Below are 21,978 nucleotides of genomic sequence, written 5' to 3' on the forward strand. Positions count from 1 at the left end.
GTTCGGTCCGGATCGGTGGGTTAAACGGTCACGTGCAGGCGCACATCAACGTTGCCACGGGTGGCGTTGGAGTACGGGCAGACCTGGTGAGCCGCGTCCACCAGGCTTTGCGCGTCGGAATGGTCCAGGCCGGGCAAGCTGATGTGCAGGTCGATGTCGAGGCCGAAACCGCCGGGAATCTGACCGATGCCGACGTGGGCGGTAATCGAGGCGTTGTCCGGGATCTTGCGTTTGCTTTGGCCGGCGACGAATTTCAGGGCGCCGATGAAGCAGGCCGAATAGCCGGCGGCAAACAGCTGTTCCGGGTTGGTCGCCGCACCGCCGGCGCCACCAAGTTCTTTCGGGGTGGCGAGTTTGACGTCGAGAATGTTGTCGCTGGAGATCGCACGACCGTCACGGCCGCCGGTGGAGGTTGCGATTGCGGTGTAGAGAGTTTGCATGATGAGAGCCTCGTTTCCGGGTTGTGTTGTTGCGCTAAATATTTGCGCGCTAAGTAGATGCGAGGAAAATATAGATCGCTAATATTTAGTGCGCAAGTTAAATTTTGGATCGACTTCCTGTCTTTCAAGCTAAATAGCCATGAAAGCCTTGAGTTAGAGCTGTTCGGTCGTGATGGATTTTTTTGCGGAGGCTGGAAAGACGCCATCGCGAGCAGGCTCGCTCCCACAGGGATCCGTGGTGGACGCGATTTCTGCGGACACTCAGAACCAGGGTGGGAGCGAGCCTGCTCGCGATGGCGGTGGGTCAGTCGAAGAAGGGGGATGTCTTCGCGAGCGAGCTTACCCCTGGGGATGGGTTACAGACTGTCTTGCAAGTGGCTGCGCAGTGCCTGCAGGTCCAGTTGTAGCTTTTTCAGCTGTTCCAGTGTCTGGCCGCTGGCGGCGAGGATGCACTGGGGGATATCGAGGGCTTTTTCATGGAGTGCGCGGCCCTGTTCGGTGAGCTCGACGATTACCACGCGCTCATCTTCACGGCTGCGGGTGCGGCTGAGCAGGCCTTCGACCTCCAGGCGCTTGAGCAGCGGCGTCAGCGAGCCGGGGTCGGTGAGCAAGCGCGTGCTGATTTCACCGACGGTCAAGCCGTCTTTTTCCCACAACACCATCATCGCCAGATACTGCGGATAGGTCAGGCCCAGGGCTTGCAACAACGGCTTGTAGACCTTGGTCATCATCAGCGACGTGGAATGCAGGGCAAAGCAGACCTGGTTGTCGAGCAACAGGGCTTCGCAGGGGGCGGGGGTGTCGCGCTGGGGGCTCATGGCAAAACCTTCAATCGATAATGCTATGAATCTAGCGTGCGAACCTTTAAGGCGCCAGATAATTCCGACATTCTGATCGGATGTTGCGTTTCCCCGCCGACGTCAACTGCGTAGGATAGACGCCCTGATGAAGGGGGAACGTCTGTGATCGAAGTTGCATTGTATCTGGTGCTGGGGGCTGCGTTGGGCACCTTGGGGGGATTGTTCGGTATCGGTGGTGGGCTGATCGCGATTCCGGTGCTGGGCGTATGGTTCGGTCTGGATCAGCAGATCGCCCAAGGCACTGCCCTGGTGATGGTGGTTCCCAATGTGATGCTCGCGTTGTGGCGTTATCACCAGCGCAATCGCATCGAATTGCGTCATGTGCTGCCGCTGGCCTCCATGGGTTTCTGCTTTGCCTGGCTCGGCTCGATCTGGGCCGTCGGTGTCGACGCCGAAAGCATGCGAATCGGCTTCGTCGCGTTCCTGGTCGCGCTGGCGGCCTATAACCTGATCCGAATGTTTTCCGCCACCGCACCGGCTTCAGCGCAGATGCGCCACGGCTGGCCATGGCTGGGGGTGCTGGGGGCGGCATCCGGGACCATGGGCGGTCTGTTCGGGGTCGGCGGTGCTGTCGTCGCGACACCAATCCTGACCAGCGTGTTCGGCACCACCCAAGTGGTCGCTCAAGGATTGTCGTTGTCGCTGGCCTTGCCCAGTACCGGCGTTACCCTGGCCACCTATGCATTCCACCATCAAGTGGATTGGTGGATCGGCTTGCCATTGGCCGTCGGCGGTCTGCTGAGCATCAGTTGGGGCGTGAAAGTCGCCCACGCCATGCCGGAGCGGCTGTTGCGCGGGCTGTTCTGCGGGTTCCTGGTGCTGTGCGCGGTGCTGCTCGCCTTTAAAGTTTGAAGCCTTCGACGATGTGCTCGGCCAGGCACTCGGTGATGGGCGACGGATTGTGCAGGTTGCGGATCAGCATGATGCTGGCCTCGGGCAGCTCCGGCAGGTTTTCGGCTTCGCCGAGCACGCGCATGTCCGGTGTCAGCAGGCTTTCCAGTTGCGCGGTGATCGCCAGTCCCGCGCCCACCACTGCCATGAGAGCCGACAGGCTGGAACTGTTATAGGCCACACGATACTCGCGGCCCATGGCATCCAGAGCATTGCAAGCCCACTGTCGACAGAAGCAATCGCTATTGAACATCGCCAGCGGCAGCGGTGTTTTCTCATGGGCGCTGAAGCACGCCGCTTCGGCCCAGACAAAGCGCTCCTTGCGCAATAGCTGACCGATTTCATCCCCCGGTTTGCGAGTAACGATCGACAGGTCCAGGTCCTGGCGCAGCAGCAACTGCTTGGACGATTCGCAGTGCACTTCAATCTCGATCAACGGATAAAACTGGGCGAAGCGCTGCAGGATGCCGGGCAGGAAGCGCATGACGTAGTCATCCGGCGTGCCGATGCGCACGGTGCCGACCATGTGCGGTTCACGCAGGGTATTGAACACTTCGCTGTGCAGCTTGAGGATGCGTCGGGCATAGCCCAACAGCACCTGGCCTTCGGCGGTGAGTTTGACCTGGCGCCCGTCACGCTCGAACAATCGTCGCTGCAGCACATCTTCCTCGAGGCGCTTCATCTGCATGCTGACGGCGGATTGGGTGCGATTGACCAATTCACCGGCGCGGGTAAAACCGCCCTGGTCGGCGATGGCGACGAAGGTCCGCAGCACTTCCGTATCGATGCTCGGGTAACTCGACAATTGATCAATCTCCGAGATGTATTGCATAAGAAACATTCGTTGGATTGATCTTAGCCTTGGGGCGAGACTTGAACCACCCCCAACGGAGGACATCACGATGAAAGGTCAGAAAGGATACGTATCGATAGATAGGCATTCATTCCATTTTTCCCTCAGCGATCTGCTGCACAAGTTTAGCCGCTGGTATGAATTGCACCACGAGCGCGAATTGCTCGCCGGTCTGAGCGACGAGGCGCTCAAGGATATCGGCGTCAGCCGTGCAGATGTAGAACAGGAAGTGGTTCGGCCATTCTGGGATGATCCACTGCACAAATGAGCCTTCCCTCCCTACACAAATCGATAACTGGTGAGGTAGGTTGCGAGCAGAGAAGGAGATCTCCATGCCCGCGACTGTATCCTTTACCCTCAAACAGGCCCGGCGTCTGGCGTTGGCCGCCCAGGGATTCAATGGGCGGCTGCCGCCGGCTTCGGTGCAACCCTCTCGCCTCAATCGCCTGATCGAACGCCTCGGCGTGCTGCAGATCGATTCGGTCAATGCCCTGGTACGTTCGCATTACCTCCCGCTGTTTTCCCGTCTCGGTCACTACAACCCCGAACTGCTCGATCAAGCTGCCTGGAGCCGGGGGCGACGGCGCACGCTGTTCGAATACTGGGGGCACGAAGCGTCGTTGTTGCCCCTGTCGATGTATCCGCTGATGCGCTGGCGCATGGCCCGTGCGGCCCGTGGCGAAGGCATCTACCAACAATTGGCGCGGTTCGGCCGTGAGCGGCAGGATGTCATTCATCGCGTCCTGGCGGCGGTCCGGGAGCAGGGCGCCCTGGGCGCCGGGAGTCTGTCCACACGGGCGGAAAAGGCCGGCCCCTGGTGGGACTGGAGTGCCGAGAAGCATGCGCTGGAGTGGCTGTTCGCCGCGGGCGAAGTCACGGTGGCCGGGCGACGCGGCTTCGAGCGGCTCTACGACTTGCCGCAGCGGGTGTTTCCGGCTTCGATCCTGGAGCAACCGGTTCCGGACGAGGCCCAGGCCCAGCGCGCCTTGCTGCTGCATGCCGCTGGGGCGTTGGGTGTCGGCACCGAAAAGGACCTGCGCGACTATTTCCGCCTCGATCCGGCCGATAGCCGTGGGCGACTGGCCGAGCTGGAGGAAGCCGGTGAGCTGTGGCGCTGCCAGGTGCAAGGCTGGAGGCAGCCGGCCTGGTGTCTGCCGGAAGGGAAAATTCCCCGCAACGTGACGACCAGCGCCTTGCTCTCGCCGTTCGATTCATTGGTCTGGGAGCGCAATCGTACCGAACGGCTGTTCGACTTCCGTTATCGCCTGGAAATCTACACCCCGGCGCACAAGCGGGTGTATGGCTATTACGTGTTGCCGTTCCTGCATAACGAACGCATTGCCGCTCGGGTGGACCTGCGGGCGGAGCGAGCCCATGGCCGGTTGGCGGTGCACGCCGTGCATGAGGAGCAGCCAGGGTTGGACGAGGAGGGTGCGCACGCGCTGGCGGTGAACCTGCGGCGCATGGCCGACTGGTTGGGGTTGGAGCGGGTTCAGCTTAATTGCCAGCGGGTGGGTGGGGTTCGGTTGGCGGAGGTGTTGGCCGGGATCTCGGGTGACTGATCCGGCGCTATCGCGAGCAGGCTCGCTCCCACAGTGGAATGCTGGCGAACACATAATCTGTGAACGGCACGGTCGATGTGGGAGCGAGCCTGCTCGCGATGAGGGATTCACAGGCGCTGCATAATCACCTGACTCACCGCCGAACCTGCTTCAACGTCTCGGCAATCAAGAACGCCAGTTCCAGCGACTGGTCGGCATTCATCCGCGGATCGCAATGGGTGTGATAACGATCCGATAGTCCATCCTCGGTAATCGGCCGTGCGCCGCCGATGCATTCGGTGACGTTCTGCCCGGTCATCTCGATGTGAATACCGCCGGCATAAGTGCCTTCGGCTTCGTGGACCTGGAAGAACTGCTTCACTTCCCCGAGGATCTGCGCAAAGTCCCGGGTCTTGTAGCCGCTGCTGGCCTTGATGGTGTTGCCGTGCATGGGGTCGGAGCTCCACAGCACCTGCTTGCCTTCGCGTTGCACGGCACGCAATAGCTGCGGCAGATGATCGCCGACCTTATTCGCGCCCATCCGCGCAATCAGGTTCAGCCGACCCGGATCGTTGTCCGGGTTGAGTACGTCGATCAGGCGGATCAGGTCGTCAGGGTTCATGCTCGGGCCGACCTTGACCCCGATAGGGTTGTTCACGCCGCGCAGGAATTCGACATGGGCACCGTCCAACTGACGGGTGCGGTCGCCGATCCACAGCATGTGGGCCGAGCAGTCGTAATAATCGTTGGTCAGGCTGTCCCGGCGCACAAAGGCTTCTTCGTAATTGAGCAGCAGCGCTTCGTGTGCGGTGAAGAAGCTGGTTTCACGCAGTTGTGGCGAGCTGTCCATGCCGCAGGCGCGCATGAATGCCAGGGTTTCGTCGATGCGGTCGGCCAGGTGGCTGTATTTTTCCGCCAGGGCCGAGTTGGCGATGAAATCCAGGTTCCACTTGTGCACCTGGTGCAGGTCTGCAAATCCGCCCTGGGCGAACGCCCGCAGCAGGTTCAAGGTGGCGGTGGACTGGTGGTAGGACTGCAGCAGGCGTTCCGGATCCGGCACGCGGCTCTGCTCGTCGAAACCGATGCCGTTGACGATGTCGCCCCGGTAGGCCGGCAGGGTGACGCCGTCGATGGTTTCATCGTTGGCCGAACGTGGCTTGGCGAACTGCCCGGCCATGCGCCCGACCTTGACCACCGGGCAACCGGCGGCAAAGGTCATGACGATCGCCATTTGCAGCAGGACCTTGAAGGTGTCGCGGATCTTCGCCGCCGAGAACTCCGCGAAGCTTTCGGCGCAATCGCCGCCTTGCAGCAAAAAAGCCCGGCCCTGGGTGACTTCGGCGAACTGGCGACGCAGTTCCCGGGCTTCTCCGGCAAACACCAGCGGCGGATAGCTGGCGAGGGTCTGCTCGACTTGCAGCAGGTGCGCCGCGTCGGGGTAGCGGGGTTGTTGCTGGATCGGCAGGGCGCGCCAGCTGTCAGGGCTCCAGGGTTGGCTCATCATGATCTCTAGGTGGTTGACGCTCGGGCGGCCATGTTATCAGCAAAGTTATCAGCAAATTAGTGCGTGACCTGCTCCCGTCGCTTGGCCGACAATTACGCTTTTGCCGCAGCCCGCCCGGCAAGCATCAGGAGATGAAATGACAGAGGAGCGCGTCGAGCATCTGCTCGCCGAGGTGCATGACGAGTTCGGCATGATCCGGGTCTTCGAAGTGGCCGATTACCGGTTTCTCGAATTCGGCGATGCCATCGAGCAGAGCTGCGTGTTCACGGCCGATCCAAGCTGGCTCGAATATGACTACACCCGCGCGATGCTGATCGGTGCGTTGTGCCACGAGCAACCGGAAAGCGCGCTGTTCCTGGGCTTGGGTGCCGGTACGTTGACCCAGGCCTGCCTCCGGTTTCTGCCGCTGGAAGACGTCGAGGCCATCGAACTGCGTCCCGACGTGCCGCGCCTGGCCATCGAATACCTGGGCCTGGATGACGATCCACGGCTGTACATCCGTGTCGGCGATGCGTTGGAGTTACTGGAAACCGCAGAGCCCGCGGACCTGATTTTCGTCGACCTCTACACCGATGTCGGCCCCGGCGTCGGTCATCTGGCCTGGGGCTTCCTGGAAAACTGCCAGAAGCGCCTGAACCCCGGCGGCTGGCTGGTGATCAACCAGTGGGCCACCGACGACGGCAAGCCGCTGGGCGCTGCGCTGTTGCGTGGCTTGTACCACCGGCACTACTGGGAGCTGCCGGTGAAGGAGGGCAACGTGATCCTGATCGTGCCGGCGGATCTGGAGCAGACGATGGACATGGAAGGACTGATCGCCCGTGCCGAAGCGTTGGCGCCACGGCTGGGCTATTCGTTGCTGCCGTTGATCAAGGCGATTCGGCCGGCGACTTGATACAGCCGAGAATCCCCTCGCCACAAAGGTGAACCGGTTTAGCCACTGTAAAAAAAGCTCCCTTTTTTGCCGAATTCCGGTATAGTGCGCGCCGGCCTTTAGCCGGGCCGCGTCAAGGTAGCGCAATTTCGAAGTCAGCTTCGATTGCATGTCCACACAACGGATGCTCCCACGACGTTCTTTTTCATTCATTCGTTTTCGCAAATCCCCGCCGACAAAGCTGCCAGGGCGACTCTTGAGTCTCAACACGGCATGTGCAGCTTTGGAGCATGGGTCTTTGCGGATGCACTTAGAGGCAGACCCATGACCCAGGAAATCGGCGGCTTCGCCGCTCTTGAACTTCATCCCAATATTGTCGCTGCAGTAGTCGCTACCGGCTATGAAGAGCCTTCGGCCATTCAGCAGCAGTCGATCCCGATCATTCTCGCCGGTCACGACATGATTGGTCAGGCGCAAACCGGTACGGGTAAGACCGCCGCGTTCGCCTTGCCTATCCTGCACCGCATTGATCCGTCCAAGCGCGAGCCGCAAGCTCTGATCCTGGCCCCAACCCGTGAGTTGGCGCTGCAAGTTGCAACTGCTTTCGAAACCTACGCCAAGCAAATGCCGGGCGTAACGGTTGTGGCTGTCTACGGTGGCGCGCCGATGGGCCCACAATTGAAAGCCATCCGTAATGGCGCACAAATCGTTGTCGCCACCCCTGGCCGTCTGTGCGACCACCTGCGTCGCGACGAGAAAGTCCTGGCCACCGTGAACCACCTGGTTCTCGACGAAGCCGATGAAATGCTCAAGCTGGGCTTCATGGATGACCTGGAAGTGATCTTCAAGGCCATGCCGGAAACCCGTCAGACCGTACTGTTCTCGGCTACCTTGCCGCAGTCGATCCGTGCGATCGCCGAGCGTCACCTGAAGGATCCGAAACACGTCAAGATCCAGAGCAAGACCCAGACCGTCACCGCGATCGAACAGGCCCACCTGTTGGTTCACGCCGACCAGAAGACCTCCGCTGTCCTCAGCTTGCTGGAAGTGGAAGACTTCGATGCCCTGATCATGTTCGTGCGCACCAAGCAAGCGACCCTGGACCTGGCCAGCGCCCTGGAAGCCAAAGGCTACAAGGCCGCTGCGCTGAACGGTGACATTGCCCAGAACCAGCGCGAGCGCGTGATCGACTCCCTCAAGGATGGCCGCCTGGACATCGTTGTGGCGACCGACGTGGCTGCCCGTGGCCTGGACGTTCCACGCATCACCCACGTGTTCAACGTGGACATGCCGTACGATCCTGAATCCTACGTTCACCGTATCGGTCGTACCGGTCGTGCCGGTCGCGAAGGTCGCGCACTGTTGCTGGTGACTCCGCGCGAGCGCCGCATGCTGCAGGTGATCGAGCGTGTTACCGGGCAGAAGGTGGCGGAGGTTCGCCTGCCGGACGCTCAGGCCGTTCTCGATGCCCGCATCAAGAAGCTGACCAACAGCCTGTCGCCGCTGGTGGCTGACGCCGAATCGACCCACGGTGATCTGCTCGATCGCCTGACTGCCGACATCGGTTGCAGTCCACGTGCCCTGGCCGCCGCCCTGCTGCGCAAAGCCACCAATGGTCAGGCGTTGAACCTGGCTGCCATCGAGAAGGAACGTCCCCTGGTGCCGAACAGCGCGCCACGTGGCGATCGTCCCGAGCGTAGCGGTGACCGTCCGGACCGTGGCGACCGTGAGCGTCGTGCACCGATCCCGCTGGCCGAAGGCCGTGCCCGTTGCCGCACCGCGCTGGGCGCCCGTGACGGCATCGCCGCCAAGAACCTGCTGGGCGCGATCCTCAATGAGGGTGGCCTGGCCCGTGAAGCCATCGGTCGCATCCAGGTGCGTGACAGTTTCAGCCTGGTGGAACTGCCGGAAGATGGTCTGGAGAAATTGCTGGCCAAGCTCAAGGATACTCGCGTAGCCGGCAAGCAACTCAAGCTGCGTCGTTATCGCGAAGACTGATCAACCCTTGGGTTGATTGATCGAGCATGAAAAATCCCCGACTGGTTCGGGGATTTTTTATGCCTGTCGTTTGGTGTTCGGTCGGTTGATGGTGTTGCCCCTTTCGCGAGCCTGCTCGCGAAGGGCGCGACTCGGTCAATCGAACCGGTAGATGTCCATCCCCAGCGTTCCCATCGTGAACCCCTCATGGGCCACGCTGAACCTGGCGCCGGCACCGCGGGCAAAATACAGCGGCAGCAGGTGCTCGTCGCTGGGGTGGCTGCGCACGGCATTGGGTGCCTGGCGACGGTAATCATGCAGCGCGACCTCATCGTCGGCCGCCAGTTTTTCCACGATCCAGTCGCGAAAATCCTTCGCCCAAGGCTCGACGCTCTCGGGGCCGGCGTTCCAGTCGAGGTCGCGCAGGTTATGGGTGATGCTGCCGGAACCAATCAACAGGATGCCCTGCTGGCGCAGGCTTGCGAGCGCCTGGCCGACCCGTGTCTGCAAAGCGGGCCCCTGGTCGCTGGGCAGGGAGAGCTGAACCACCGGGATGTCGGCCTGGGGATACATCAAGGACAATGGTACCCAGACGCCGTGGTCGGATGGCCGCTGGACGTCGAGCCGTGCCGGCAGGTGCGCGGCGTTGAGCAGTTCGGCCACCCGGGCGGCCAGTTCCGGCTGTCCCGGTGCGGAATACTGCACTTGGTACAGGGCTGGCGGGAAGCCGCCGAAGTCATGCCAGGTACGCGGTTGCGGATTGGCGCTGACCAACAGCTCGCTGCTTTCCCAATGGGCGGACACAATGAGGATGGCCGTAGGCCTGGGCAATTGCGCGGCCAGGCGAGCCAGCGCCGGGCCGCTGTCGCCGGGCTCGAGGGCGAGCATCGGTGAGCCGTGGGAGATAAACAGGCTGGGCAGCATGAACGAGCTCCTGAGCGTTAAGATGTGGTCATCTTCTGTCAGGTCAATGATCTAAATCTAATATAAGTTTTAACCTGTTTTGATCGAATTTTTGGAGCGAATCATGGAGCCCGAGTTCTGGCATAAGCGCTGGTCAACCAATCAGATCGGTTTTCATTCATCGGAAGTCAATCCGTACCTGCAGCGATTCTGGCCGCAAATGGGCTTGGCGCAGGGCAGTCGGGTACTGGTGCCATTGTGCGGCAAAACCCTGGATCTGCTGTGGCTCGCCCAGCAGAGGCATTCGGTATTGGGGGTGGAGCTGTCGGAAAAAGCCATCACTGATTTTTTCGATGAACATCAGTTGAGGCCGAGCGTGAGTGAAGAGGGGGCTTTCAAGGTGTTTCGTGCCGGGGACATCGAAATCCGTTGCGGTGATTTCTTTGCCTTGGGTCGGGATGACCTGGACGATTGCGTGGCGCTTTATGATCGGGCAGCGTTGATTGCCTTGCCTGGGCAGATGCGTGAGCAATACACGGCGCACCTGCAAAGCATCCTGCCAAGCTGCGCCGGTTTGCTGATCACCCTTGAATACAACCAGGCTGAAATGCCCGGTCCGCCATTTTCCGTGAGTGATGATGAAGTGCAGCGGTTGCTGGGGTACAACTGGAAGCTGGAGGTCTTGCAGGAGCAGGATGTGCTGGGGGAAAGCTGGAAGTTCCTGCAGGCTGGGGTGACCAGGTTGGACGAGCGGGTTTATCGGATTTTCAATCGCTGAGTAGCGGGTGATCGTTCCCATGCTCTGCGTGGGAATGCAGCCTGGGATGCTCTGCGTCCCTAAAGGCCGAACGCGGAGCGTCCGTTGAGGCGTTCCCACGCAGAGCGTGGGAACGATCATCGAATCGCTGCGGGCTTCTCTTCAGCTCCGGACGATCAACCGCGGCGACGCAGTGCGTCGATACGCTCTTCCAGCGGTGGGTGGCTCATGAACAGACGAGCCAGGCCCTGCTTGATACCACCGTTGATCCCAAAGGCATTCAAGGTGTCGGGCATGTGCACCGGCAAACCTTGCTCGGCACGCAGACGTTGCAGGGCGCCGATCATGGCGCTGGTGCCGGCCAGGCGTGCGCCGGCGTCGTCGGCGCGGAATTCGCGCTTGCGCGAGAACCACATGACGATGGCGCTGGCGAGGATGCCCAATACCAATTCAGCGAAGATGGTTGCCACGTAGTAGGCGATGCCCTGGCCTTCTTCGTTCTTGAAGATCACCTTGTCGACGAAGTTGCCGATGATGCGGGCAAAGAACATCACGAAGGTGTTCACCACGCCCTGGATCAAGGCCAGGGTCACCATGTCGCCGTTGGCAACGTGGCCGATCTCGTGGGCCAGCACGGCCTTGACTTCATCCGGGGAGAACCGTTCGAGCAGGCCCTGGCTGACGGCGACCAGTGCGTCGTTCTTGTTCCAGCCCGTGGCGAAGGCATTGGCCTCATAGGCCGGGAAAATCCCGACTTCCGGCATCTTGATGCCAGCCTCACGGGACAGCTGCTCGACGGTTTGCAGCAGCCATTGCTCGTGGCGAGTGCGCGGCTGGCTGATGATCTGCGTGCTGGTACTCATCTTCGCCATCCACTTGGAGATGAACAGCGAGAACAGGGAACCGGCGAAGCCGAACACCGCACAGAAGATCAGCAGCTGATTGAGGTTGAGATCAACCCCGTTGGCCGCCATGAACCCGTTGAAGCCGAAAAGGCTCAGGGTGATGCTGGCAATCAGCACGACCGCCAGGTTAGTGGCCAAGAACAGCAGGATGCGCATCATGGTGGTAGCAATCTCCTCATGCTAAAGATGTAGCGTTATGCGGGGTATATAAGGTGCTGCCGCAGGCTATTCAACTCAGCGACTATTTCAAACTGTGTCCTACAGGCGTCCTAAATGAATGAAAGACTTTTCTGAAAGTCACTGAGGAAAAGCCGGATGCCATTCTTGTCCCGTGAACGTTGGGCCGCATCGCCCGCCCGCTGTTGAGAATTCAGTGTAGAGGGCCTGCCGAGGCTGGCAGGGCGGATATGTTGCTGAATCAAACAGCGCGCGAGGCGAGGTGCCTCGCGCGCTACGGCTTATTGTCGGTAGGACTTGAGGAAGTTGCCGATCCGGCCAATGGCCTGCTCCAGATCGTCGACCCGTGGCAGGGTCACGACGCGGAAATGGTCCGGCCACGGCCAGTTGAACGCCGTACCCTGGACGATCAGCAGTTTTTCCGACAACAACAGGTCGAGCACGAACTTTTCATCGTTGTGGATCGGACAGACCTTCGGATCGATCCTCGGGAAGGCATACAGCGCACCCATCGGCTTGACGCAGCTGACGCCGGGAATGTCGTTGAGCAGTTCCCAGGTGCGATTGCGCTGTTCCAGCAGCCGGCCAGGCGGCAGGACCAGGTCGTTGATGCTCTGGTAGCCCCCCAGTGCCGTCTGGATCGCGTGCTGGCTCGGTACGTTGGCGCACAGGCGCATGTTGGCCAGCATGTCGATGCCTTCGATGTAGCTCTGGGCATGATGCTTGGGACCGGAGATGGCAATCCAGCCGGAGCGGAAACCCGCCACCCGGTAGGATTTGGACAAGCCGTTGAAGGTCAGGCACAGCAGGTCCGGCGCCAGGGACGCGGTGCAGATGTGCACGGCATCGTCGTAGAGGATCTTGTCGTAGATCTCGTCGGAAAACACCACGAGGTTGTGCTGACGGGCCAGTTCGAGCATGCCCAGCAGCACTTCCCTGGAGTACACCGCGCCGGTCGGGTTGTTTGGATTGATGATGACCAGCGCCTTGGTGTTCGGGGTGATCTTGGCCTTGATATCCGCCAGGTCCGGGAACCAGTTGGCCTGCTCGTCGCACAGGTAATGCACGGGGTTACCGCCGGACAGGCTCACGGCGGCGGTCCAGAGCGGGTAGTCCGGCGCCGGTACCAGTACTTCGTCGCCATTGTTGAGCAGGGCCTGCATGGACATCACGATCAGCTCGGACACCCCGTTGCCCAGGTAGATGTCTTCGATACCGACACCTTCGACCTGCTTCTGCTGGTAGTACTGCATCACGGCCTTGCGCGCGCTGAACAGGCCCTTGGAGTCGCTGTAGCCTTGGGCGGTCGGCAGGTTGCGGATGACGTCCTGGAGGATTTCATCGGGCGCTTCGAAACCAAAGGGCGCCGGGTTGCCGATGTTCAGCTTGAGGATGCGATGGCCTTCCTCTTCCAGGCGTTTGGCGTGCTTGAGCACCGGGCCGCGAATGTCGTAGCAGACGTTGGCGAGCTTGTTCGATTTGCTGACCTGCATGGCGATGTGTTCCCGAAGATGAACGATCCAGGCGGCGTATGGACGACCGTGCTGGTGATCTTGCGTCTGTGGCGGGCCTGACGCGGCATGGCGTCACAATCCGTTTGAATACCCATGACGCGACTGCCAGACTGGCGCTGACGAGGCGCAATCATACGTGCCGCCCGACCCGCGGAAAAGCGTCGGATCGGGCTTTTTCAATTGCCGAGGTGGGACGATGGAAAAGCTGAAGAAAACCCTTGAGGAATGGCACGCCATGCTCGACCCGGAGCAGTACAACGTCTGTCGGTTGAAAGGCACTGAACGGCCGTTTTCGGGTAAATACAACGGCACCAAGACCGACGGTGTCTATCACTGCATCTGCTGCAACGAGCCGCTGTTCGATTCGCGGACCAAATTCGATTCCGGTTGCGGCTGGCCGAGTTTTTACGCGCCCATTGGGGACAGCGCGGTAATGGAGATGCGAGATGTCAGCCACGGCATGATCCGCACCGAAGTGGTCTGCGCCAAATGTGATGCCCACCTGGGTCATGTATTTCCCGATGGCCCGCCGCCTACGGGCTTGCGTTACTGCATCAACTCGGTGTGCCTGGATCTCGTTCCCCGCGCGTAAATCTGTGGCGAGGGGATTTATCCCCGCTGGGTTGCACGGCAGCCCCATTAGGCTCCCCTTGAAGTGCGAGGCTGATGTATCCCTCCTTTGGGGTCGCTACGCAACCCAACGGGGATAAGTCCCCTCGCCACAAATCTGTATCAAATCATTCGCGGAGGTGGCTGAATAATTAAATTGCATACAATTGAATTGCTCGCTATCTTGCACGTCAGTCCCATTCCTTTGGAGCCTTGCCATGAGCGACAACCTGCTGAGCATTCCCTGCACCACCATCAAGGGTGAGCAAAAGACCCTGGCCGATTTCGCTGGCAAGGCCGTGCTGGTGGTCAACACCGCCAGTCAGTGCGGCTTCACCCCGCAGTACAAGGGGCTTGAGCAGTTGTGGCAGACCTACAGGGATCGGGGCCTGGTGGTGTTGGGCTTTCCCTGCAATCAATTCGGCAAGCAGGAGCCGGGTAATGAAGGGGCGATTTCCGAGTTCTGCGAGCTGAACTTCGGTGTGAGTTTTCCGTTGTTCAAGAAAATCGAGGTCAACGGTGCCAACGCCCATCCGCTGTTTGTCCAGCTCAAGCAGCGTGCCCCCGGTGTGCTCGGGTCCAAGGGCATCAAGTGGAATTTCACCAAGTTCCTGGTCGGCAAGGACGGTCAAGTGGTCAAGCGTTTCGCCCCGACCACTAAACCCCAGGACCTGACCCATGAGATCGAAGCCCTGCTCAAATGAACGAGCTGCCCGTCGATTCGCTGAAGCTCGACAGCCAGTTGTGTTTCAAGCTGTACGCCGCTTCGCGGGCGGTGATCCGTGGTTACAAGCCGATGCTCGACCAGCTTGGCCTGACTTATCCGCAATACCTGGTGATGCTGGTGTTGTGGGAATGGCAGGACACCGCGCCGAAACAACCGACGGTCAAGGCCCTGGGTGAACGGTTGCTGCTGGATTCCGGCACATTGACGCCGCTGCTCAAGCGCCTGGAGCAACTGGGCCTGGTCCAGCGCCGGCGTTCGGCCCGGGACGAGCGGGAGGTACACCTGGGCCTGTTGCCGGCGGGTCTGGCGTTGCGCGAACAGGTCGGGCCCCTCAAGGCTCGTCTGCTGTGCGACAGCGGGATTGATCTCGACCGCCTGGGGGCGTTGCGTAATGGTCTCGATCATCTGCTTGGGCAGATCAAAGCGCTGACGTAGTCGGCACCCATTGATCCAGTATCGCCGCCAGTTCTTCGCGTCGGAATGGCTTGGACAGATAATCCGTCATGCCGGCACCCCGGCAGCGTTCCCGCTCCTCTGGCATGGCGTTGGCCGTCAGCGCGACAATCGGCAGGTCCGGCCAGCGGCCGCTGCGACGAATCTGCCGACTGGCTTCGTAGCCGTCCATCACCGGCATGTTGCAGTCCATCAGCACCAGGTCGAAAGTGCTCCGTTCGAGTTGATCCAGGGCCTCTGCGCCATGGGCGGCGACAAGGACTTCGCAGCCGAGCTTGACCAGCATGCCTTTGGCGACCAACTGGTTGACCGGATTGTCCTCCACCAGCAGCACTCTTGCGCGCCTGGACGGTGGCAGAGCTTCGATCTGCGTGTCAGTGATGGTGGTCGTCTCGCTCTGCAGCGCCCGACGCAGGATCTGATACAGCGCGTGGCGCGCCAGTGGTCGGGCCTGTTGAAGTAGCGGGGCCAGGGCGGCCGCCTGTTCGCTGGGCATGAAGCTGCCGTAGGCGGTGACGAGCAGGATCGGCGCGTTGAAGGTTGGCCGCAAGTTGAACAGGCACTCAGGGCAGTCGGTAATCAGGACATCAGGCTTGAGGCCCAGCAGGTTGTCATCCACCGAGCGTCTCAAATAGTCCACCCCCCAGCCCGGCAACAGGCTGTCCAGCAGTTCGGCCAGGCCGCTGCTGTTGGCGGTAATCGCGACGATATTGCCACGCAAGGGGTCGACCGGCGCCGCCGGTGTATGACAGGGCAGGGGCAGGTCGGCGCAGAACTGGCTGCCGAAACCGGCTTCGGAGCTGATCGTCAAGCGGCCCTGCATGGCTTCGCAGAGGTTGTTGGTCAGCGCCAGGCCCAGCCCGGTGCCACCGAACTGGCGGGTGATGCCGGCGCCGGCCTGGGTGAAGGGCTGGAAGATTCTTGCCTGAGCATCCTGGGGAATGCCTATGCCGGTATCGCAGACTTCAATCCGGACCCCGCCTTCATAGGCGCTCAATCGCACATCGACCCGGCCGAAACGGGTGAATTTGAGGGCATTGGACAACAGGTTGCTGACGATCTGCCGCACACGGGTTGGATCGCCGAGCACTTGCGCCGGGAATTGCGGATCAATCAGGCAGGCCAGCTCGACGCTGGGGGCGGCATTCTGCGAAAGCAGGTTGGCCGTGTCTTCGATCAGGGAGCCGAGATCGAACGGGATACGTTCGAGTTCCAGTTGGCCGGCATCGAATTTCGACAGGTCGAGGATGTCGTTGAGCAGCTCGACCAACACCTTGCCAGAGTCATGGGCTATCGATAGCTGTTGCTGTTGTTCGGCGGTCAGGGGGCCGTCCAGGGACAGGGCGATCATGCCCAGCAGGCCGTTCAGCGGTGTGCGGATCTCATGGCTCATGCTGGCCAGGAACGCGGAACGTGCTTCGGCCATGTCCAGGGCAGTACGCCTGGCCACTTCCAGTTCTTCGTTGGACTGGCTGAGGCGGGCGTTGATGGCCTTGAGTTCGGCGGTACGAGCCGAGACGATGTTTTCCAGCTGCGCCAGGTATTCGGTCAGGCGATTTTCGGCCATGCGCCGCTGCTGGATTTCGGTGGAGATATTTTCGAACTGCTGGTTGGCGACCGACACCAGTACGCCGATTTCGTCGTATTGATGGCCGGTGGGGCATTCCAGGCTGCTCTGCTCATTACTGCCCGGGTCGCGGCTGCTCAGTTCGCGAATGACCCGCACCAGGGGTTTGGTCAGCATCACGTAGAACAAGGCCAATAACAGGCCGGTCAGGATCAGGCTGCGAGCGAAGCCGTTGAGCAACGTGACCTCGGCCCGACGCAGGAAGCGACTGCCGAAAGCGTAGGTGTCGACGTCCAGCCGCAGCACGCCCAGAGATTCATTGGGCAGATGGTCCAGGTAGAGCCGGTCTTCGAAGCGGCGCTGGGCGCCAAACAGGAAATCGCTGATGAAACGGTAACTGTTCTGCAGTTCGGGTCGCTTGACATTGGCCAGCACGGTATTGTTGTTGTCGACCAGCTCGGCGCCGATGATGGCGGGCGAGCGCAACAGGCCCAGGGCCAACTCCTGGGCCAGTTCGGCATCGATGTTGTAGGCGATGCGCGAGGCCGGGTTGTGGCTGATTTCCAGCAACGACAGGATCTCGCGGTTGATCGACGCGTCTTCGCTGGCATAATCGATGCCGATCTGCATCAGGCTGAGCAAGGTGCCCAGCACGAAGCCCACCAGGACGGTCAGTCGGGCCTGCTTGTAAGAGAGCCGTTGGGTGAATCTGATGTCCATGGAATGGTGAACCACTTACGTTTCCCTTCGCCGGTCAAGCATAGCTGATCATCTCCGGATACCGGCGCGGCCGGTGTGTGCTGGATGGGATGGCGCCATCCTTGAGAGCGGCGTTTCGGCGCAGCAGCGCCATCATTACTGTGAATTTGTCCGAGGAGAAGACGTGGACGCCCGATTGAATGCTTTTCTTGAGCGTGCCGATGCCGTACTGGCTCGCATCGAGCCCCTGTTGCCCGCTCCCCGTCCCGCCATCGACTGGACCGTGACCCTGGCCGCCCGCTGGCAACGCGACGGACGCAGCGGCTATCTGCTGCCGCTGCAGGTCAGCCTCGACATGCGCCTGTCGGACCTGATCGGCGTCGATCGTCAGGTCGAGCAATTGGGTCGCAACACCCGGCAGTTCATCGACGGCCTGCCGGCCAACCATGCGCTGCTCTGGGGGTCGCGAGGGACTGGCAAGTCGTCCCTGGTGCGTGCCTTGCTGGCCGAGCATGCGATCGCTGGCCTGCGCTTGATCGAGATCGAGCGCGATCACCTGGCCGACCTGCCGCGGGTGGTCGAGCAGATCGCCAGGCTGCCACAGCGCTTCGTGCTGTTCTGCGATGACCTGTCGTTCGAATCCGGCGAGGGCGATTACCGCGTGCTTAAAAGTGTGCTGGACGGCTCTCTCGAACAGGCGCCGGACAACGTGTTGTTGTACGCCACGTCGAACCGTCGTCACCTGGTGCCGGAGAAGGAAAGCGACAACGAGAACTGGAAACGGGTCGATGGCGAGCTTCACCCCAGCGAAGCCGTGGAGGACAAGATCGCGTTGTCCGACCGTTTCGGATTGTGGCTGTCGTTCTATCCGTTTACCCAGGAGCACTACCTCGACGTGGTGGAACACTGGATCGGCGAGCTGGCGGCGAAGGCCGGGCTGGCCTGGCAGCGTGACGAAGCGCTGGACGTGCTGGCGGTACGCTGGGCCACCGGGCGCGGCAACCGCAACGGCCGTTGCGCCTATCAGTTTGCCCGTTATTGGGTAGGCCTGAAACTCCTGGAGCACAAGGCATGATCGATTTGAAGAGCACAGGCATGGGCCTCGACGGCTACGGCTTGCTATCGGCACAGCTGGAGTCCCTGTTGGCGGATGAGCGCGATTTCATCGCCAACGCTGCGCAGTTCTCGGCTTTCCTGTTCAGCCAGCTGGACGACTTGAACTGGGCCGGTTTTTACCTCAATCGCAACGAAGAACTGGTGCTGGGGCCGTTCCAGGGCCAGATCGCCTGTGTGCGAATTCCCTTCGGGCGAGGTGTCTGCGGCACCGCGGCGGCGACTGGCCAAACCCAGCGTGTCGAGGATGTCCACGCCTTCCCCGGCCACATTGCCTGCGACAGCGCGTCGAACAGCGAATTGGTGGTTCCGCTGCTCAAGGACGGGCGCCTGATCGGCGTGCTCGACCTGGACAGTCCGAAACTGGCGCGTTTCAGCGAACATGACCAGGCCGGCATCGAGCAATTGGCGGAGATTTTCCTGCGTCTGACCGATTGCTGAATGGGCAGGAACCGTGGGAGCAAGGCTTGCCCGCGATGACGGCGGTAGGGTCGGCATTGCCTTCAACTGAGTCACCGATTCGCGAGCAGGCTCGCCCCCACAGGGAATTGTGGCGCGATCAGCATGACCGCAATCCCGCCTGGGCCAACAGACTGTCTGTGTCGACGTCATCAATCTGGTCCGGATCGAGGAACTGGTTGGCATAGCCCAGGTAGATCTGTTCATCGATGAACAGCCCGAACAGCTCGGGGTCGATGTGGGCCTCACGGCACATGGTGGCCATGATGCCCAGGGCTTCGCTCAGTTTCTTGGCTTTCTTGTACGGGCGGTCGGCTGCTGTCAGTGCTTCGAAAATGTCTGCAATTGCCATCATGCGCGCCGGCAGGCTCATCTGCTCGCGCTTGAGCCGCTTGGGATAGCCGGTGCCATCCATTTTTTCGTGATGACCGCCGGCGATTTCCGCCACGTTGTCCAAATGGCTGGGGAAGGGCAACTGGCTGAGCATCATGATCGTTTGCACCATGTGGTGATTGATGACGTAACGCTCTTCACGGGTCAGCGTGCCCCGCCTGACGCTGAGGTTGTAGAGTTCGCCACGGTTGTATTTCCATTGCGGGACGTCCAGCTGGAAGCCCCACGGGTTGTCTGTCGGAATCACTTCGGCTTCGTGGCGCTCGAACAGATGCTCGGGCCTGTCGGCCAGCAACGGTTCCGTCACCGGCAACGTTGGCTTGGGCGTGCGCGCCTGGCGCTGGTTTTCCTCCCAGGAAACCCCCAGTCGATCATCCAGGGTCCGGGTCCACTGGCGTTGGGCAATGCGTTGCAAGCGTTGCAGATCGGCATCGGCCATGGCTTCGGAGCCCAGGTTGCAGCGGGCGACGAAGGCGAAGTCATCGTCGAGGCCGGCGAGTGTCGCATCCCGTGACTGCGCCAGTGAAGACGGCTCGCCGCCCATCGCCATGGCCTGCCAGTAATCGATCCAGGCGTCGCGTTTCAGCACTTCGAAGCGGGTACGGATTTCGTGGATGCGGTCGTTCAGGGTTTCCAGTTTGGTGGCTTTGTCCACCACGAACTCGGGAGTGGTGACTTTTCCGCAATCATGCAGCCAGGCGGCGATGTGCAAGGCTTCCCACTCATCTGCCGTTGGTTGGTAGCCCGCGAACGCTGGCGCCTGGCTGTTGGCGGCAGCTTGGGCGAGCATCAGCGTCAGGGCCGGTACTCGTTGGCAATGGCCACCGGTGTAGGGGCTCTTGGCATCGATTGCACCGGCCAGCAGTTGAATGAAGGCGTCCAGCAATTGTTTCTGTCTGGCCTGCAGGTGCTGGCTTTCGATGCTCACGGTGGCGGCACCGGACACGGCCTGCAGGAACGCGATGCGGTCGGGTTGCAATTTCTCCAGGTCGGCTTCGGTGCCGCTGTCGGTGATCAGCAGTACCAGGATCCCCACGGTTTCCTGGTGACGGTTGCGCAGGTGGATGCCGATCAGATGAACCCGCGGAGAGTCCAGCGCCCGCAGGACGCCCTGCAGGTCTGCCGCCTGCTCGAAACCCAGGGCAGTGACAAGGTTATCCGATGCCGCCAGTTGCTTAAGCCAGGGAGGGCTGTCGTTGCCGGCCAGGGCGTGACCTTGCAAGTCGAAGGCGGCCAGGTCCTGCGGGGTCTGCTCGATCACCAGTCCATAGGGGTTTACCCGGTCGCTGTCGTTCTCGCGCAGGTAGATCAGGCCGGCCTGGGCCTGGCCGATATTCGCGGTCTCGAACAGTACCCGCTCCAGCAGCGGTGCGAAGCGGGTCTCGGCGCGCAGGCTGGCGGTGATTTCGAAGAAGCTCGCCAGGGTCTCTTTCATTCGGGCCATCGACAGGCTCAACTGATCGACCTCCAGCACCAGGGAGCGACGGGACATCGGGTAATTGAAGTCGAAGCTGCGAATGGCGTCGGCCTCTTGCACCAGCGCGTCCAAAGGCTTGACCAGGATCCTGGAGGTCAACCAGCCCAGAGGCAGACACAGCAGCAGGGTCGCAAGGGTAATCAGCGCGCCTTGCCAGCGCATGCGATAGGCATCGGCCAGCAGTTCATCTTCCGGAACCAGCAACGCCAGTTCCAGGCCCAGGGGGCCGCCTTCCTGCATATGGCTGCGGGAAACGATCCACCGACGTCCAGCCGCCTCCAGGCGCGAGGCACCAGCGCTTGCGTCCAGCACGGCGGCGATAGCCGGATTAAGGTCGCGGGCCTTGATCAGGCGTGCCGAGCGGGTGTCTGTCAGCAATCGGTTGCTATCGGGGTAGCCCACTGCGTTGCCAAGTGGGTCGAGCAGTACGATTTCGGTGCCGGGGGTAACCTTGTGCTTGGCAAGGGTCTGCGAAAGGGCCGCCAGGGTCAGGTCGGCACCGATGACCGCCTGATCGCCGCTGCGCCGGGCGAGGGTGGTGCCGATGTCGTGGGTGGAGAAGAACACGTAGGGTTCGGTGGTGATCTGGCCAGCCGTCTCCAATGCGCTGCGAAACCAGCTTCGGTGGCGCGGATCGAAGGTGTCGTCGGGGTTGTCCTGGCGGCTGATGAGCACCAGTGCCTGGTCGTAGAACAATGACTGGGAGCGGATCGGGCCCACAGGGTTTGCGCGTTCCACGGTCCAGACCTGATAAAACGCGTTGGCGGGCGCTTTCAGGGCGCTCTTCAGTGCGGCGGTGCGCAGCGGCCGGACCATCAGGAAGTCGCCCTTGCTATCGCCCAGGTACAACGATGCCAGGTTCGGGTTGTCCCGCAGCGCCTGGCTGAAGGGCCCGAGCAGGGCCAGGCGCTGGTCGGGATTGGATGCCTGTGTTGCCGGATAGTCGGCCAGCAGGCTCAGCACATGGCGGATCGGTTCGTAGGTGCCGTACAAGTCCAGGCGCACGTCCTGTTCGATCCGGTTGAACAGCTTTTCACTGCTGGACAGGATGATCTGCGTCGTCTGCCGGTAGTTGAAGACCCCCAGCACCACACCGGTCAGCAGCAAAAGCAGTGTAAACATCACGCTGATGTGGACGTGCAGAGGAAACCGGCGTTGTTCCGGGCGCGGCGCGCTGGGCATTGCAGTCACTCCAGGGGGCAGGCGTTCTCAATGGTTTTGCACCGCGTTGTGTATTGAAGCGGGCCGCAAGGCGCGGAGGGGTACACCATTGAGAACGCCCCTGGTG

The 21,978-nt window shown here is 61.2% G+C and carries 20 protein-coding genes; 11 read left to right on the forward strand and 9 right to left on the reverse strand.

Going from position 1 to position 21,978, the window contains the following annotated elements; translation table 11 throughout:
* Positions 1 to 20: 20 nt before the first annotated feature.
* The gene (locus FBX99_RS13865; RefSeq protein ID WP_145131808.1) at positions 21 to 440 is read right to left on the reverse strand and encodes an organic hydroperoxide resistance protein; all 420 of its coding nucleotides are present in this window, start codon (positions 438 to 440) and stop codon (positions 21 to 23) included.
* A gap of 356 nt (positions 441 to 796) precedes the next feature.
* A complete protein-coding gene (locus FBX99_RS13870; protein WP_144927309.1) occupies positions 797 to 1,258 on the reverse strand; it encodes a MarR family winged helix-turn-helix transcriptional regulator in 462 nt (153 codons plus the stop codon).
* A 144-nt stretch (positions 1,259 to 1,402) separates the two neighbouring features.
* Between FBX99_RS13870 and FBX99_RS13875 the strand changes: the two genes are divergently transcribed.
* Positions 1,403 to 2,152, forward strand: a complete 750-nt coding sequence (locus FBX99_RS13875; protein WP_144927312.1) for a sulfite exporter TauE/SafE family protein — start codon at positions 1,403 to 1,405, stop codon at positions 2,150 to 2,152.
* Here FBX99_RS13875 and FBX99_RS13880 read toward each other — a convergent pair.
* Positions 2,142 to 2,996 (reverse strand): LysR substrate-binding domain-containing protein, encoded by an 855-nt coding sequence (locus FBX99_RS13880; RefSeq protein ID WP_024776693.1) that lies wholly within the window; start codon positions 2,994 to 2,996, stop codon positions 2,142 to 2,144. The two genes, FBX99_RS13875 and FBX99_RS13880, sit on opposite strands and share 11 nt — an antisense overlap.
* A 97-nt stretch (positions 2,997 to 3,093) precedes the next feature.
* Between FBX99_RS13880 and FBX99_RS13885 the strand changes: the two genes are divergently transcribed.
* On the forward strand, positions 3,094 to 3,312 hold the full coding sequence (locus tag FBX99_RS13885; RefSeq protein ID WP_082432450.1) for a DUF1127 domain-containing protein: 219 nt from the start codon (positions 3,094 to 3,096) through the stop codon (positions 3,310 to 3,312).
* Positions 3,313 to 3,376: 64 nt separating this feature from the next.
* Positions 3,377 to 4,606, forward strand: coding sequence for a winged helix-turn-helix domain-containing protein (locus FBX99_RS13890; RefSeq protein ID WP_145131810.1), 1,230 nt, complete (start codon positions 3,377 to 3,379; stop codon positions 4,604 to 4,606).
* A 133-nt stretch (positions 4,607 to 4,739) separates the two neighbouring features.
* Here the strand turns inward: FBX99_RS13890 and FBX99_RS13895 are convergent, their stop codons facing one another.
* Positions 4,740 to 6,086 (reverse strand): class II 3-deoxy-7-phosphoheptulonate synthase, encoded by a 1,347-nt coding sequence (locus FBX99_RS13895; protein ID WP_047701535.1) that lies wholly within the window; start codon positions 6,084 to 6,086, stop codon positions 4,740 to 4,742.
* 139 nt (positions 6,087 to 6,225) lie between these two features.
* On the opposite strand from FBX99_RS13895, the gene FBX99_RS13900 reads away from it, so the two are divergent.
* Entirely contained in the window at positions 6,226 to 6,981 is a 756-nt protein-coding gene (locus FBX99_RS13900) for a spermidine synthase (protein WP_047701534.1), read from the forward strand.
* 303 nt (positions 6,982 to 7,284) lie between these two features.
* On the forward strand, positions 7,285 to 8,958 hold the full coding sequence (locus FBX99_RS13910; RefSeq protein ID WP_145131812.1) for a DEAD/DEAH box helicase: 1,674 nt from the start codon (positions 7,285 to 7,287) through the stop codon (positions 8,956 to 8,958).
* A gap of 135 nt (positions 8,959 to 9,093) precedes the next feature.
* On the opposite strand, the gene FBX99_RS13915 is transcribed toward FBX99_RS13910, so the two are convergent.
* Positions 9,094 to 9,861 carry a class III extradiol ring-cleavage dioxygenase gene (locus FBX99_RS13915; RefSeq protein ID WP_145131814.1) on the reverse strand — a complete coding sequence of 256 codons (768 nt, stop codon included), beginning with the start codon at positions 9,859 to 9,861 and terminating at the stop codon, positions 9,094 to 9,096.
* 103 nt (positions 9,862 to 9,964) lie between these two features.
* On the opposite strand from FBX99_RS13915, the gene FBX99_RS13920 reads away from it, so the two are divergent.
* Positions 9,965 to 10,618 carry a thiopurine S-methyltransferase gene (locus FBX99_RS13920; RefSeq protein WP_145131816.1) on the forward strand — a complete coding sequence of 218 codons (654 nt, stop codon included), beginning with the start codon at positions 9,965 to 9,967 and terminating at the stop codon, positions 10,616 to 10,618.
* 155 nt (positions 10,619 to 10,773) lie between these two features.
* On the opposite strand, the gene htpX is transcribed toward FBX99_RS13920, so the two are convergent.
* The gene (htpX, locus tag FBX99_RS13925; protein WP_041020684.1) at positions 10,774 to 11,661 is read right to left on the reverse strand and encodes a protease HtpX; all 888 of its coding nucleotides are present in this window, start codon (positions 11,659 to 11,661) and stop codon (positions 10,774 to 10,776) included.
* A 299-nt stretch (positions 11,662 to 11,960) separates the two neighbouring features.
* Positions 11,961 to 13,172 carry a pyridoxal phosphate-dependent aminotransferase gene (locus FBX99_RS13930; RefSeq protein ID WP_053155200.1) on the reverse strand — a complete coding sequence of 404 codons (1,212 nt, stop codon included), beginning with the start codon at positions 13,170 to 13,172 and terminating at the stop codon, positions 11,961 to 11,963.
* A gap of 217 nt (positions 13,173 to 13,389) precedes the next feature.
* On the opposite strand from FBX99_RS13930, the gene msrB reads away from it, so the two are divergent.
* The 3 genes from msrB (at position 13,390) to FBX99_RS13945 (ending at position 14,964) form a co-directional block, all read left to right on the forward strand.
* Positions 13,390 to 13,785 (forward strand): peptide-methionine (R)-S-oxide reductase MsrB, encoded by a 396-nt coding sequence (gene msrB, locus FBX99_RS13935; protein ID WP_144927327.1) that lies wholly within the window; start codon positions 13,390 to 13,392, stop codon positions 13,783 to 13,785.
* 235 nt (positions 13,786 to 14,020) lie between these two features.
* The gene (locus tag FBX99_RS13940) at positions 14,021 to 14,506 is read left to right on the forward strand and encodes a glutathione peroxidase (protein ID WP_144927330.1); all 486 of its coding nucleotides are present in this window, start codon (positions 14,021 to 14,023) and stop codon (positions 14,504 to 14,506) included.
* Entirely contained in the window at positions 14,503 to 14,964 is a 462-nt protein-coding gene (locus FBX99_RS13945) for a MarR family winged helix-turn-helix transcriptional regulator (protein ID WP_144927333.1), read from the forward strand. The genes FBX99_RS13940 and FBX99_RS13945 overlap by 4 nt, the downstream gene beginning before the upstream one ends.
* Here FBX99_RS13945 and FBX99_RS13950 read toward each other — a convergent pair.
* Positions 14,948 to 17,269, reverse strand: a complete 2,322-nt coding sequence (locus FBX99_RS13950) for a response regulator (protein ID WP_144927335.1) — start codon at positions 17,267 to 17,269, stop codon at positions 14,948 to 14,950. The two genes, FBX99_RS13945 and FBX99_RS13950, sit on opposite strands and share 17 nt — an antisense overlap.
* 163 nt (positions 17,270 to 17,432) lie before the next feature.
* Between FBX99_RS13950 and FBX99_RS13955 the strand changes: the two genes are divergently transcribed.
* Complete coding sequence (locus FBX99_RS13955; RefSeq protein WP_144927339.1) at positions 17,433 to 18,323, forward strand: ATP-binding protein; 891 nt, start codon at positions 17,433 to 17,435, stop codon at positions 18,321 to 18,323.
* Positions 18,320 to 18,802, forward strand: coding sequence for a GAF domain-containing protein (locus tag FBX99_RS13960; protein ID WP_055127277.1), 483 nt, complete (start codon positions 18,320 to 18,322; stop codon positions 18,800 to 18,802). Before FBX99_RS13955 ends, FBX99_RS13960 begins: the two co-directional genes overlap by 4 nt.
* A gap of 118 nt (positions 18,803 to 18,920) precedes the next feature.
* Here the strand turns inward: FBX99_RS13960 and FBX99_RS13965 are convergent, their stop codons facing one another.
* Positions 18,921 to 21,872, reverse strand: a complete 2,952-nt coding sequence (locus FBX99_RS13965; protein WP_144927342.1) for an HD domain-containing phosphohydrolase — start codon at positions 21,870 to 21,872, stop codon at positions 18,921 to 18,923.
* Between the last annotated feature and the right edge of the window lie 106 nt (positions 21,873 to 21,978).

The organism is Pseudomonas sp. SJZ074, assembly GCF_007828215.1.
Taxonomy (GTDB): Bacteria; Pseudomonadota; Gammaproteobacteria; order Pseudomonadales; family Pseudomonadaceae; genus Aquipseudomonas.

What these genes read in the sequence shown, in the direction of transcription:
- FBX99_RS13900 (WP_047701534.1), top strand. Translation starts at nt 6,226, where the DNA reads ATGACAGAGGAGCGCGTCGAGCATCTGCTCGCCGAGGTGCATGACGAG.
- FBX99_RS13890 (WP_145131810.1), top strand. Translation starts at nt 3,377, where the DNA reads ATGCCCGCGACTGTATCCTTTACCCTCAAACAGGCCCGGCGTCTGGCG.
- FBX99_RS13915 (WP_145131814.1), bottom strand. Translation starts at nt 9,861, where the DNA reads ATGCTGCCCAGCCTGTTTATCTCCCACGGCTCACCGATGCTCGCCCTC.
- FBX99_RS13960 (WP_055127277.1), top strand. Translation starts at nt 18,320, where the DNA reads ATGATCGATTTGAAGAGCACAGGCATGGGCCTCGACGGCTACGGCTTG.
- FBX99_RS13930 (WP_053155200.1), bottom strand. Translation starts at nt 13,172, where the DNA reads ATGCAGGTCAGCAAATCGAACAAGCTCGCCAACGTCTGCTACGACATT.
- htpX (WP_041020684.1), bottom strand. Translation starts at nt 11,661, where the DNA reads ATGATGCGCATCCTGCTGTTCTTGGCCACTAACCTGGCGGTCGTGCTG.
- FBX99_RS13920 (WP_145131816.1), top strand. Translation starts at nt 9,965, where the DNA reads ATGGAGCCCGAGTTCTGGCATAAGCGCTGGTCAACCAATCAGATCGGT.
- msrB (WP_144927327.1), top strand. Translation starts at nt 13,390, where the DNA reads ATGGAAAAGCTGAAGAAAACCCTTGAGGAATGGCACGCCATGCTCGAC.
- FBX99_RS13940 (WP_144927330.1), top strand. Translation starts at nt 14,021, where the DNA reads ATGAGCGACAACCTGCTGAGCATTCCCTGCACCACCATCAAGGGTGAG.
- FBX99_RS13865 (WP_145131808.1), bottom strand. Translation starts at nt 440, where the DNA reads ATGCAAACTCTCTACACCGCAATCGCAACCTCCACCGGCGGCCGTGAC.
- FBX99_RS13910 (WP_145131812.1), top strand. Translation starts at nt 7,285, where the DNA reads ATGACCCAGGAAATCGGCGGCTTCGCCGCTCTTGAACTTCATCCCAAT.
- FBX99_RS13870 (WP_144927309.1), bottom strand. Translation starts at nt 1,258, where the DNA reads ATGAGCCCCCAGCGCGACACCCCCGCCCCCTGCGAAGCCCTGTTGCTC.
- FBX99_RS13965 (WP_144927342.1), bottom strand. Translation starts at nt 21,872, where the DNA reads ATGCCCAGCGCGCCGCGCCCGGAACAACGCCGGTTTCCTCTGCACGTC.
- FBX99_RS13945 (WP_144927333.1), top strand. Translation starts at nt 14,503, where the DNA reads ATGAACGAGCTGCCCGTCGATTCGCTGAAGCTCGACAGCCAGTTGTGT.
- FBX99_RS13885 (WP_082432450.1), top strand. Translation starts at nt 3,094, where the DNA reads ATGAAAGGTCAGAAAGGATACGTATCGATAGATAGGCATTCATTCCAT.
- FBX99_RS13895 (WP_047701535.1), bottom strand. Translation starts at nt 6,086, where the DNA reads ATGAGCCAACCCTGGAGCCCTGACAGCTGGCGCGCCCTGCCGATCCAG.
- FBX99_RS13950 (WP_144927335.1), bottom strand. Translation starts at nt 17,269, where the DNA reads ATGGACATCAGATTCACCCAACGGCTCTCTTACAAGCAGGCCCGACTG.